This is a genomic window from Solidesulfovibrio alcoholivorans DSM 5433, assembly GCF_000702665.1.
Classification (GTDB): Bacteria; Desulfobacterota; Desulfovibrionia; order Desulfovibrionales; family Desulfovibrionaceae; genus Solidesulfovibrio; species Solidesulfovibrio alcoholivorans.
Genome location: NZ_JNJA01000007.1, coordinates 22,033 through 35,194 on the forward strand (window position 1 = coordinate 22,033; position 13,162 = coordinate 35,194).

The 13,162-nt window shown below is 46.6% G+C and carries 11 protein-coding genes; all 11 read left to right on the top strand.

What is annotated here, in order from left to right; all coding sequences use genetic code 11:
* Window positions 1–116 precede the first annotated feature (116 nt).
* Window positions 117–344 (top strand): hypothetical protein, encoded by a 228-nt coding sequence (locus Q368_RS24620; RefSeq protein ID WP_084158781.1) that lies wholly within the window; start codon window positions 117–119, stop codon window positions 342–344.
* Window positions 331–720, top strand: coding sequence for a DUF6573 family protein (locus Q368_RS0113360; protein WP_029459561.1), 390 nt, complete (start codon window positions 331–333; stop codon window positions 718–720). Before Q368_RS24620 ends, Q368_RS0113360 begins: the two co-directional genes overlap by 14 nt.
* Before the next feature lie 20 nt (window positions 721–740).
* A complete protein-coding gene (locus Q368_RS0113365; protein ID WP_029459562.1) occupies window positions 741–980 on the top strand; it encodes a hypothetical protein in 240 nt (79 codons plus the stop codon).
* A 517-nt stretch (window positions 981–1,497) separates the two neighbouring features.
* On the top strand, window positions 1,498–3,297 hold the full coding sequence (locus Q368_RS24625; protein WP_084158782.1) for a sigma 54-interacting transcriptional regulator: 1,800 nt from the start codon (window positions 1,498–1,500) through the stop codon (window positions 3,295–3,297).
* A 161-nt stretch (window positions 3,298–3,458) separates the two neighbouring features.
* Entirely contained in the window at window positions 3,459–4,592 is a 1,134-nt protein-coding gene (locus tag Q368_RS0113370) for a hypothetical protein (RefSeq protein ID WP_029459563.1), read from the top strand.
* Window positions 4,593–4,651: 59 nt separating this feature from the next.
* Entirely contained in the window at window positions 4,652–5,542 is an 891-nt protein-coding gene (locus Q368_RS0113375) for a hypothetical protein (RefSeq protein ID WP_029459564.1), read from the top strand.
* Window positions 5,543–6,109: 567 nt separating this feature from the next.
* Window positions 6,110–6,400 (top strand): hypothetical protein, encoded by a 291-nt coding sequence (locus Q368_RS25735; protein ID WP_156955725.1) that lies wholly within the window; start codon window positions 6,110–6,112, stop codon window positions 6,398–6,400.
* A gap of 75 nt (window positions 6,401–6,475) precedes the next feature.
* On the top strand, window positions 6,476–8,341 hold the full coding sequence (locus Q368_RS24630; RefSeq protein ID WP_084158783.1) for a DUF927 domain-containing protein: 1,866 nt from the start codon (window positions 6,476–6,478) through the stop codon (window positions 8,339–8,341).
* A gap of 276 nt (window positions 8,342–8,617) precedes the next feature.
* Window positions 8,618–9,043, top strand: a complete 426-nt coding sequence (locus Q368_RS25740; protein WP_156955726.1) for a hypothetical protein — start codon at window positions 8,618–8,620, stop codon at window positions 9,041–9,043.
* 646 nt (window positions 9,044–9,689) lie between these two features.
* On the top strand, window positions 9,690–11,201 hold the full coding sequence (gene istA, locus Q368_RS0113385) for an IS21 family transposase (protein WP_029459566.1): 1,512 nt from the start codon (window positions 9,690–9,692) through the stop codon (window positions 11,199–11,201).
* Window positions 11,191–11,916 carry an IS21-like element helper ATPase IstB gene (istB, locus tag Q368_RS0113390; RefSeq protein ID WP_029459567.1) on the top strand — a complete coding sequence of 242 codons (726 nt, stop codon included), beginning with the start codon at window positions 11,191–11,193 and terminating at the stop codon, window positions 11,914–11,916. Before istA ends, istB begins: the two co-directional genes overlap by 11 nt.
* The last annotated feature ends 1,246 nt before the right edge of the window (window positions 11,917–13,162 follow it).

A 13,162-nucleotide genomic window follows, 5' to 3' on the forward strand; every position in this document is an offset into this window, starting at 1 on the left:
GTCCTACACCCAACGTCCGATTTCCATAGGGCTCAGTCCAGCTAAAATTACCCAAGCTCCCGTGACCGCCCAACTGGTCCAGGCTATCCTTCTGCTTAAAAAGTAAAGGAGGCCATATGGGTCAGAAAGATCATGATCTTCTTCAAACAAAGGACGAAATATTCAATGCTTTTCGTCCGATTGAACAGCTTTTCAAAATAATGGATACAAGTTCAGTCGAGATATACGGGCAACTAACGCGCTCATACGCCGATGTTGGAATTACACTGTGTCAAACTTTCCGTCAAAAGCTTGATACTATTTTAACTGCCAAATCTGGAGACACCCAAAATGACCACCGATAAAGCTTTTGGAAACCTCATCTACAGCTACACCAGGGCACAGGCTATCGAGGACGGGGTGTTGGTCGATGTCACCGAGCAAGCGAAAGCCACCGGCTTCAAACTGCCCACGGTGGTCACCGACAACCTGTATCATCATTATATAGAACCACCAGCGGGGCTGGCTGGCGAGGGGCAGTCCGTGACGGGCAGGCTCCACGACCTGCTGACGCTGGCGCTGTTTGCAGCCAAGAGGGCGGTCAACTCGGACAGGGTCTATTTCAAGGTGGCGTTCCTGATGACGCCAGGACACACGGAAACAGTCGAGGTCATTGCCCATATCGGCCCTGGCGACAGCGCGGAACCGGTCCTGACGATCATGTTGCCTGAGGACGATTAAGAAAACTAAGGAGCTGAATCATGAATCCTAATGTGCTTGAAACTCAAGCTATCCCACTTGCCGCAATAAGACCCATTCTTTCGGATGACATTTCGAAGAACAAAATCGACAGGATCATGATGGCGCTTCGTGGAAATGATCCTGACAGGAAATCCATTGACCTGACAGAAATCAGACCCCTGCTTCTTGAAGACTTTTCTGAAGCAGAAATCACCAGGGTAATGATGGCATTGAAACTCTCCCAGGCGAACCCCAATTAGCTGAGCAAGTAGATTTCATCGGGGCACGACAACTGCTCCTCCTGCCCGGTGACATCTTGCCTGATCCCAGCACCAGGATAGACGCTGTCGCTGGCTGAGGGTGATGCGGCGGGTCGGGAATTTACCCTGGCCCGCTTGTCACCGTGGTTGATCCTGAGCCACGGACCCGCCGCTGGCACCGATTACGCTCCCATCTCCCTACCCAAATTACTTTATTCGTCCCGGTGGCTGGCCCATGCGCCGCCTGGTTTCGATGTGCCACGCATCGATTCTATACGAAATCACGATGAAATTGCTGCTTTTCATCTCGAACCAAAGTGGTGATATCCTGAGAACAGGAGGCGACATACGGTAGTAAAGTGGGAAACTAAAAAGTCAGAAGCCGCGTTTTTGAGCACTGGATATTGGGAAATGGTGGTGAAGTGGGAAATAGTTAGTTCCAGGACCATGCCCATTCCACCCGCCACCGCGCACAGAGTCATGCCTAATTTAGGGCTGGGTAGGAGGTAAACCGAAAATGGAGGAACCTGCACCACTCGGTTCTAGCTCAGGAGCATTGACAGCCCCCCAGCTAGGGTGCAAAAAAAGTTTCAAAAACCAAAGAGAGTTTGCAATGGACAGCATCTATTCCTGGAAACCACGGTCTTGGATTGTCCCCCCCGAACTTAAGGACCCCCTCGTTCGATTTGAGATTCGCTGTGATTCAATCATCGAAAAAAACAAGCAGGGCAAATATATTACTCTTTTAATTTGTGGCGCTACTGGCGTTGGGAAAAGCATGTTTGCTGAACTATTTATTCACAAGTACCGTAAATACCGCCAGAACAGCAAAGTATTAGTTATAAATTGTTCAGCAATTCCAGAAACACTCTTAGAATCTGAGCTATTCGGTTACGACAAAGGCGCACACAGCACAGCTAAAGAAAAAAAGCTTGGTTTATTTGAGATAGTAGGCGATGGGGTTATCGTTTTAGAAGAACTTGGAGAAATAAACAAAGAGCTTCAAGCAAAGTTACTAATTGCGATCGAAAACAGAACATTCATAAGAGTAGGCGGAACAACGCAAATTTCACTACAAGCACAGATAATAGCCACAACAAACGTAGACAAGGATACTTTCAGAAAAGATTTTTGGTATAGGCTCGAGACTTTCACTGTTCCATCACTTTACGAAAGAAGATATGACATCCTGTACTACATTAACCACTTTGATCCAGAACTTATGGGGTTGCTAACTGGGGGTGTTCTACTCGCACTCTTCTCCTACAATTGGCCAGGAAATGTTCGCGAAGTTGAGATGATGTGCAATTCAATTCGAGAAAATATCCAATATGCAAAGAAAAATAAATTTTTAAAGAAAAATAGCTTTGAGTTTGTTGTCCAGTCTTTCCAGAATCAACAATTCGGAGCCTTTTTTCGTCACAATCAAGATGTTAGCACATTCCAATTTGACAAGGCTCTTGGACTAGCCAGAAAAATGATCACAAAAAATATCAACGTAACCGGGATTGAAAAACTATTGAACGAATACATGCTGAGCCTTAATTGCTACAACCAGAAATTCAAGCTCGGTAATCTTAAATACCAAAACGAAGCAGAGGAATACACTCTTTCATACACTGGTGACAAAATAGCCATACATCAAAACAAATTTTTCGCCAACATCTACGGCGGGTTCTTAATATTTTGCTACATATTTATTCAAAATTCAACATCAAACAAAGATATACTAGACCTTGACAGCCACTTTAAACATAGCGACTTTGAAGATGAAGACAACAATATTGATAAAATTCTTGCAAAAGAATTAAACGATAAAAATCTTATCCAAAAAAAAGACGCCCAAATTCCAGACAACACCAACTTCATTAATTTTATCAATATTACCAAAACGAAACTTCCTTCACTTTTGGACAACTTTTCGTATCTTGAAGAGCCAATGCAACCAATAATAATTGAATGTTTAAAATATCTCACTGGAATCACAACAATAACGAACGAAGACATGAAAAATATTCGGAATTTGTTTTCTCGCAACAGAGATAATAAATTTCTTGCTGCATATTTTGAAGAAGAGACATTGGGCAACGACGAGGAAGTTCCTATCGTTAATATATGTATTGATGACCTCCGTCCTCTTTACTACGAAACAGTTGCAAACGCGACAGGGTTAAGAGTGGGCAAGCAAAAGAAGATCGCTGAAATTTCCGGTCGGGACGAAAGCACCATTTCACAAGAGCTTAAAAAGTATGGATTAAATGAAAAGTTTGCTAATCCAAACTTTACACCTCGAAAAAGAATTGTCATCCTGAAGTAGTTTTTTCAATAAACCAAATAATTCTAAACAAATAGAGTGAAAATGGCTTTGGCATCCTCCTTGAAATGAAGAGGGTCAACAACGCGCATGGAACTCTTCATTGGGAAGAGATTTCAACGCACAGCCCTCTCCCCGACCGAGGGGATTCAATGGAGCTTACCATGGCCAAAGACGATCTGGATCACAACAACAACTGGAATGAAGGCGAAACTGGAGCCGAGGGACTCCCCGGGAACCCGTCGCCGTCCGAATCCCTAACTGCGCCGCAGGATGACGAATCGCTGTCCTACGAAGCGTTTGCGAAAAAATACGGCGATGAAACGATTGCTCTCATGTACAGCGGTACGGGGGCCATCGGTAGCATTCCCGATTCCGTGGAAGAAGTTATTGCCCAAAACGTTGAGCCTGCCGGATTTCGGAATTCCGTGCGCCAGGAATTCACGGGCCTCTCCCTTGATAAAAAGGTTGACAAGCTGATTGAGACCAATAAGCGCTTCATGCCGGTCATGGCGTCGATTCAGCGCCAAGCTGCCACCGTCGCCGTTACCGAAGGCGAAATGGCAAACTCGATCTATACTCAGGTTTGCTTGGAACAGGGCGGCTCCAAAGCGTGGACCAAGTTCCGAAGACAGTACCTCGATCCGCACATCCATCCCAGCACCCTTAAGCAGTATCGCAATATCGCCTCCATCAACGATGTTGAGGATTGGTTGGTCTTGGGCGTTGATCGCCTGGACAGGGTGTATACGCTTATCAAGGAAAGTGACTTGGCGAATAAGCCGAACCCCATCACGCTCCTCATGCAGATGTTGGATAAGGATGTGGACATAAACATGCCCGTGGCGAATTTCAAAGTGAATTGTGACGCTGCTATCTTGCGTCACCGCCTTGCGAAACAGGACATTGAGATTCCGTTCGCCACGCTCAAGACCTTTTGCGGCAGCGGTTTGAAGGTGGAAAATGAGGATATGGCGGAATTGAATTATCGCAAGAACAATGGCGGCGATGTCACCGGCTACTTCACTTCCCTGATCAGCAACCCGGAAGATCGCGATCAGTTGCTGACGCACAAGAAGAAAGCGACGAAAAACAAGAAGTCCGAAGCTTCCAAATCTTCATTCCAGGACATCAATGTCGCAGTCCAGGAATGGCAGGAGATGGTGATCGGCATCAATATGCTTGAAAGCTTCGAGACGCCTGTGGAGACCCATCGCATTGATGCTCTCATCGTCCAGCTGCAAATCCTCAAGGACAAGGCGCTGGCGCAGGTTAAGCCTGCCGAGAAGGCCGCCTAGCTCAAAGATAAAAGGCTCCCCTGGCGGCGGCTGGGGGAGCCTTACCAGGAGACTATCCTATGTATGTTTTCATATCTTCACCTACGGCTAAAGTCTTAAGGGGCTTGAAGGAACGTCGCCCCGACCTTAAGCTGAACATCCTCTTAACCGCAGCAAGACTGCCCAGGGAAATGGAAAAGTTCCTAGCAGAATTCGCACCGATCATCAAGAGCATTGCTTTTGATAACGGAGCGTTCTCCGCGATCAATTCGAAGCTTGACATTACTGTTGACCAGTTAATTACGAGATTCACCGTGCACTCGTCGTTGCATCAGGACAAGTACTTAATGGTCTTCAGTCCTGATTTTAATTTTGGCCCTGACGGCTTTGAGCAGAACTATGAAGAACTGCTAAAAATGGAAGATGCTGGCATTGTAGCTGTCCCAGTTATCCATAATTTAAAAAATCATGAGGCATGGTCATACAGCGAAGACCACCCGGAATTCATCGCTATTGGCCAGAGCAAGAGGCGTTTATCACCAAGCAACCTTTTCCCTGTGGTATTTGATTTGGTGGAACACCATATAAATGTCCACCTCTTTGGCATAACAGATTTCGAGCTCATCTCTGGATGTCCAATTTTCTCCTGTGACTCCACATCTTGGCTTAAAGATGCCAATACTGGGGTTATCCGGTTCTGGAATCCTGAAATTAAAGACCGCAACAAGACTGACATCATTTACTTCCCCGAGGAGTTAGACAAACGGAGAGAGGATATCAAATCGAGGTATGACCATCCCTACATCGATGTTTTTGAACAGTATTTGCAAGAGCAATTGGGATTATCAATGGATCAGTTCATTGGTTCAAAAGATAAGCAAATGTATCGGCAAATGGCTCTTGTGCTGTACTATAACACCCTCGAAAAGGTCATCACCGAATTGCACTTGAAAGAGGGATTCTGTCTGTAAAATGCTTATAGGCAACATACGCACGCACGACACTTAGAGGCAGGGGGAGGGGGCTGAAAAGCCCCCTCCTTCTTTTTAAAGGGCAATATTGCTCGTTGGGTTTAGTTTTGGCCAAAACGGAAGAGCAAAAAACACAGGATCCCGTGAATTTTCAGTCCAATTGTCTAGACAAAACAGGGCTTGATCCATTTTAGTCAAGAATCGCAGCCAATTCTGAGCAAAAAAATAAATATGACAGCTGAGGCGTCCAGCAGCAAATAAATAACAAACGAATCGAATAAAATCACAGACGACATCACCCATAAAAATTCTCATACCAGTACCTAACGGAACAAAACAAAGGTCCGCAATCACTATCATCACTTCTTCTTCACCTGCCTTCCATCTCCAAGATCAGCCTCATCACTTCTAAGAATTTCTTTCTCATGAGACATTCCATGAGAATCAAAGAAATACAGATATAGGATGTTCATAGATAATTTTCAAAACATTTATTTGACACATTTCGCGCCTCAACAACTGAAGCAAACACGAAACAATCCACCAAAAGAAACGAAGGAGCTAAGCATGGACAAAGACAAATTCGACCAATTGTCAGGAGTTCAACAAAACGCTTACCGTAAACGTCAATGGACTAAATCTCGAATTGAAGAAGCAATTTCTTATCTCAAAGAAAACAACCTGCCTGTGACAGCTATGGCAATTGTAAACGCAACCAGACTCTCCAAAGCCACCGTCTACAGATACCGAGAACTTATTGGAAATGAGAACCTACGAAACTACACGAAATTTCAAAACTATCTTTGTTTACAAATCAAGCCACTAGACACAACAAGCACAGCAGTAATTAGCTCATAGCTTATTCACCCGAACACTATTCTTGACTGGCCATCAAGATTAACTTGGTGGCCAAAAAATTCAAAAGAGACTGAAATGTTAAAAAACTTCATCAAACAATCACTGACTGAAAACGTCCCATCACCAACACCAGAAGCGCCGGCACCTATTCTTATTAAACAGCGCATCGCCGACGCTCCAGTAGCTATGGATGCAGTCCTTCCAGGGCGTTATTTGTTAACCAAAGAGTTGAGCATCGACAAACAAAGCGAATCCGGGGGCCAGATCATATCACGATTCCCTCTTTTCATTTCCGAACTGTCCCAGAACAGAAGCACCGGGCTGCACTATGTCACCCTGTCATGGAAAGCTGACGGGAGATGGCACAACTGGCGAGTTGAACGTTGTATGATCGCAACAAAATCTAATATCGTAGCCTTATCCAACTACAATATTCCAGTCACAAGCTTGAATGCGAACTCTCTCATTAAATACCTCCAGGAGTACGAAGAAGTAAACACCAGAAATATCCCCAGAACATTTGCCGAAGGTCGATTAGGTTGGACTGATGACATGTCGGGTTTTCTATGGGGGCATTCGTACTTAACTGGTCCTTCTGTGCAGCAATCTTCCGGTCAACCCCCCGTCGTGCGTTTTAAAGGGGCCGACCTGGGAGATGAGCAGTTTGCGGATGGATTTAAACAAAACGGTGATTTTCCTACATGGATTTTACTTGCAAACGAACTACTCGAATATCCTGACGTCGCATTCTCTATGTACACTTCGCTAGCGGCACCACTCCTTCCAATCCTGGGAGTTGATAATTTTACCCTAGAACTTTGCGCACCTAGTTCTTCTGGTAAAACGTCTACGCTGAAGTTTGCAGCTTCTGTCTGGGGAAATCCATCGTTTGCTTCTGGATCATTTATCAATACCTGGAATGGAACCGACAATCGTATTGGACGAATTGCAGGCCTGCTCAATGGTCTGCCACTTTTCTTAGACGAAACTAAATTTGCTGAAAAGTACAAAAACAAGAATAGATACGGGAGCGACCTTGTCACAGACACCATCTACATGATCGCATCTGGGCTGGACAAAGGTCGGGCGACAATCCATGGCTCTGATCGGTTGCAGCCGTTCAGAACTATCCTCTTTTCTACTGGAGAAACCCCCAGCTTGGACCTGAGCAATGATGGCGGCTCACGGGGCAGGATTATTGATCTTTGTGGAATACCTTTCCTGAAACAGGACTCAGAAAGCAATGAAGTAGTGAACAAGATAAAGCACACCATCGATGATCATTATGGTCATGCTGGACCTTGCCTAGTTCAATTCATCCTGAATCATCGAGATCAATGGCCATTATGGAAAAGTGCTTACAAAGAAACAAGACAGATGTTGACTCAATTTCAAAACATGTCTCCAATTGAAATGAGACTGACAGAATACTTTGCCGCAGTGGCAATCGCTATTCCTATTGTCCATGCTGCAATTCCAGGACTCAGAAGGGACAAACCTGTCGTTGAATTATTTAGACAGGTTTGGGAACGTGCTAAGTATGAAGCATCTTCAGCTGACATTGGACTCAAAGCTATTCAATGCGTTGACGACTGGATCAAGATCAATCCAGACAAAATATATTCTCCAGATCATGTTCGTAAAAATATACTTTGGTCAGGAGATAGATTCGGCGCTTATTGGGATAATCAAGGTGACGACAACTGGACTTTCATTGGATTAACCAAACCCTGTCTCGATGATCTACTCCGAAAGAATCATCTTAAAACCAATGAAATCGTCAGACTCTGGAAAAACAAAGGCTGGCTCTGGACTGATGGATCTTCAAAAGGATATCAACGACAAGTGGCAATTCCAGGAGCAGTGAACGGAACTAGCACAATGAAACTGAACCTCTACTGTATCAGTAAACAGAATTTAGTAAGTGCAGTGAAGAACTAGGTACTTATTTTTAGTGCTGACTAAATTTTTTCGTCTCCGTCTTCTGGTCCTTTGCTAGCTAAAGATAAACATGAACCTGTGACTCTTATTATACTTACTAAATTTATTAAAAAATTTTATTTATATATTATTATAATAATGAATCATAGATAATATATAAAAGGGGAGGTGGTGGGTCAAAAAAAATTTAGTAATTTAGTCAGACGAAGGTCCAGGCTGTTCCTGGATCAGTGTGGATGTGATGATTATCTAGAAACAGACGAAGGAGCTAGCGACATGGTCTTCCTTGACTTCCTAAAAAGTTTTGACCTTGATCCAGCAGTATTCTGTCCATTCGACATTGCAGATCAAAATGATGATTCTGATTCTGTCAATTCTGAAACGAGTAATGAGTCAATTAAGATTGATCTAGAGATGATCAAGACAAATGATCCTGATAGTTCATCAACCACTTGGCCATCATCTTCTGAAACTGTCACCAATGAAATCAAATCCGGTCCTCCCGAAACAGAGACCTGTCAAACTGGATCAACAAACATCAAATGTACTCAATGTGATTTCTGTGAGCCACTAGAAGACATCGAAAATGGGTCAGGTAGTTATATTTGTTCTGCCAGTCACAGAGCCATCGATGATATTTATACCAGCGCCTCAGGTTGCACCAGCTATTATTCTTCTGAACAGATTGCTTTTGATGAGTAGTTTAGTTTTGTCATTGGTCCTCTGATTTGACTTCGGAAGTCCTGCAACCTTTGAAATCAAAATTGATAATATGAGTCAATAGGTACTTTGATGTTCGTGGCTAAAATACCACTGGACATCAACACTTACTAACCCTTGTCCAGTCGTCAGCCAATGTTTTTAAATATCATTGGTCTGCAACTTATAAGATTACGAAGCAAATAGTAATATCCCAGTTGCTGTTCGTATATCTATTTACTATTGAAACTTTCTACATGCCCGTGCCAATGTTATTTTAAAAGTTACAGATAGATATTGAACATCACTGTACGGTGTCTGAGCAAGGCCCTTGGCTTATCCGAGCTGAGGGCTTTGTTCTTTATGGGATGCAAAGCTGAAACTCAATCAGCAAAGGAGGATGGACTATGATATTTAGGGTCATCACATTTCTCATAGCTTCGAAAATGGCTCGGGAGATACTGAAGCAAACACTAATAGTAGTCATAAAGAGATCAATTTGAACCTGTTAACACCGGGGGAGAATTGTCTGTCTACCAGCATGGAATATTGACCCCCTTGAGGGCGAAATCAGCGTCGAAAATTGACCCCCTCGGCAGCCCCCTTAGATGTCTCGGATCACCAGAGGCACAAGGGGTACCGCGAGGAGATGCTGATAGTGGAGACGATCAAAAAGGTCCGGCTGGCGGCGCGACGCGATGGAAAATCCATTAAACAGATTGCTCGAGAACTGAGGTTATCCAAGAATACCGTTCGGAAGATCCTCCGAGACGATGTGATCAAGCTGCACTACGAACGCCGTGTCCAGCCACGGCCCATGCTTGGCGCGTTTGTTCCGTCCTTGGAGAAACGGCTTGATGAGGATAAAAATCTTCCACAAAGACAGCGGCGTTCAGCAAAACGACTGTATGAGGAGATCAAGCAAGAAGGCTACGCTGGCTCTTATGACAATGTGCAACGTTACGTCAGGTCGTGGCGACGTGAACAGCAACTCCTGACGACACAAGCCTTCGTTCCCCTGGTTTTCTCGCCTGGGGAAGCGTTTCAATTCGATTGGAGCCATGAGGACGTCCTGCTTGGCGGATTGCCGGCGCGGGTGAAGGTGGCGCATGTCCGGCTTTGCTACAGCCGGATGTGTTTTGTCGTCGCCTACCCTCGAGAAACCCAGGAGATGGTTTTCGACGCCCACATGCGGGCTTTCGAGTTCTTCGGCGGCGTAACAAGGCGCGGCATCTACGACAACATGAAGACCGCTGTGAAGAAGATCCTCATCGGCAAGGATCGGGACTTCAACGAACGCTTTGAACAGCTCTGTTCCCACTACCTGTTCGAGCCGGTGGCCTGTACGCCTGCCGCTGGCTGGGAGAAAGGCCAAGTGGAACGGCAGGTCGGCCTGGTCCGGGAACAGTTCTTCACGCCTCGACTGGCTGCAAAGGATTTTGTGGAACTCAATGAAATCCTGCGCGAAAAGTGTCTCGAACAGGCCCGAACCCGTCGCCATCCGACCCAGCAGGACAAGCTGATCATGGAGGTGTTTGCCGAGGAACGACGGCATCTCCTGGCGGTTCCCCGTCCCTTCGATGGGTACGGCGCCGATGAAGCCCGCGTTTCACGCACCTCCCTGGTGCGCTACGACCGCAACCACTACAGCGTCCCCGTCAGCGAGGTCGGTCGGACCGTCACTGTCCGCGCCTATGCGGACAAGATCAAAATCATTAGCCAGGGCAAGGCGATAGCCTCCTATGACCGCCAGTTCGGCCGAGGCAAGACGGTGTTCGATCCGTGGCACTACCTGCCGGTGTTGCAGCGCAAGCCCGGCGCGTTGCGAAACGGTGCGCCGTTTGCGCACTGGGATTTGCCGCAGGAGCTGACCCGCATGCGCGAGGCGCTTTCCCGGTTTTCGGACTGGGATCGTCAGTTCGTGGCCATTCTGTGCGCGGTGCCGCAATATGGCTTGCTCGCCGTGGCCGATGCCTGCGGCAGAGCGTTGGCCGCAAACACCATCAGCAAGGATGTGGTCATAAGCCTGCTTTCCCAGGAAGGAAAACGTCCCGAGGAGGCAGTGGTCGTCCTGCCGCAAAAACTGGTGCTCAACCAGGAGCCGGTGGCCGATTGCTCCCGCTATGACAAACTGCTGCGGGAGGCTTGCCATGTCGCGTAGCGCCATCCTGGAGCATCTGCGGGAACTCAATCTGACTGGCATGCTCGCCGGATACAAGGAGTTGCTGGATCGGCCGGGGCCGGTCACAGTAGAACAGGCGTTGCTGGAACTCCTGGAGGCCGAGGTCGCGCAACGTCGGCTGCGAGCTATCCGCTATCAACTCGGTCAGGCCCGCTTCCCTGTCTACAAGGACCTTGATTCCTTTGCCTTTGCCGCGTCAGCTGTCGATGAACTCCACATCCGCACCCTTTATGAAGGGAGCTTTCTGGAGGCGCGCAAGAACATCGTTTTCGTCGGCGGCACGGGCACCGGCAAGACGCACCTGGCCATAGCCATCGCCGGCCAGGCGGTCCGCAATGGCGCGCGCGCCAGGTTCTTCAACCTCGTGGATCTGGCCAACCTTCTGGAGCAGGAGAAGCTTGCCGGCAAGGGCGGACGCTTGGCCAATCAGCTGTGCCGGACGGATATCGTCGTGCTCGACGAGCTTGGCTATCTGCCGTTTTCCCGCGTGAGCGCCCAGCTGCTGTTCCACCTGCTCTCAAAGCTTTACGAACGGACTTCGGTCCTGGTGACGACCAACCTGACCTTTGGCGAGTGGGGCCAAGTCTTTGGCGACGCCAAGATGACCACGGCGCTCTTGGACCGGGTCACCCATCACTGCGAGATCATCGAAACCGGCAACGACAGCTGGAGGCTCAAGCACAGAAGCCAATAAGCTCCCCCCCCCCCGACCACGAAGAGAAGCCATGACGTTCAATTCGAGGGGGTCAAAATTGGACGCTGATTTGGGGTCAATTTTCGGTGCTGTTTGACAAAGAACCGCATTTGGAAAACAATGAACGGAGGATATCCTGGGAAATATTGCCCCATAGTAGCGAAGGGGCGACCTTACAGAGAGCTTGGCACTGTCATTGATCTTATTGAATCACTGAATCTTCGACCTCTCAACGAACACAAAAGCTAACAGCGAAATGACCATTCGCAAAGTCGACGATCAACATTCAACGCAACACTTTTGAAGAAGGCGAGTCTCCTGGCGAGTACCCGCCTTCTTCGATAGATTGTCAAAGAACAAACTTTTACGGAGGCTAATGATATGCAAGAACGAATTTGTAAACTTACCGGCCAGACTTTCCAATGCCCTGATGGCTGCGATTGGGTAATTTCACCTGAAGCATATAAAACCAGCTACCTACCGATAAAGTATTTATACAGCTCGCTATATTACTTCTTGCGTGTTATGGAAAGAAGAAAGCAAAAAAAGACTGAGAACAAAGACCGCTGGTAAAACAAATAAATTGATTGTTTGCGCACCAAGACAGTTCAGAACCAGATATCCAATGGTCAAATCACCAAACAATTTCAAAACCAAGAGGCACGAAACCATGACTACACGAATGTGTGCAATATGTCACGAGCATCCAGTATCAACAAAGTTTGGTTCAGTCTGGATAATTTGCAACAAGTGCAATACTGAATACTATTTCCCCAAAAAAGAAGAATATTCAATTGCTGAGTTCATACAAAACATCAAATACTTTGAAGCCCAACACAAGGAAGAGAAATATAAAATCTTGAAAGAGTTGTTAGACGAGTAACCGCCCTTAAGGAAAAGAAGATTAACGATGATATCAAAGGTGGGCTTCCCTAGCCTGGAGGTCCACCTTGTTTTTAACAGGTGGCGAAGGACAAGCCCCATGGGCCAGGGAGCCGGAAAGCTGGGCTGTAGCTGGGATGGATTCTAGCAAATCAGCGGCTGGCGACAACTAAAATCAAAAACGCAGGAACCTGCGGTGGTGGAAATGATTGAGATGACATAAGAATTCTATTACTTTGCCCAGCCCCAAAAAGCTTGCTCATCGCCGAGAGGACCGAACCCGCTTTTGGAACCAAGGCGAAGCACTGATTGCCAGCCCCCTGGATTTGATACCTCTGTGAAAATTGATTGATTCTACAACGAT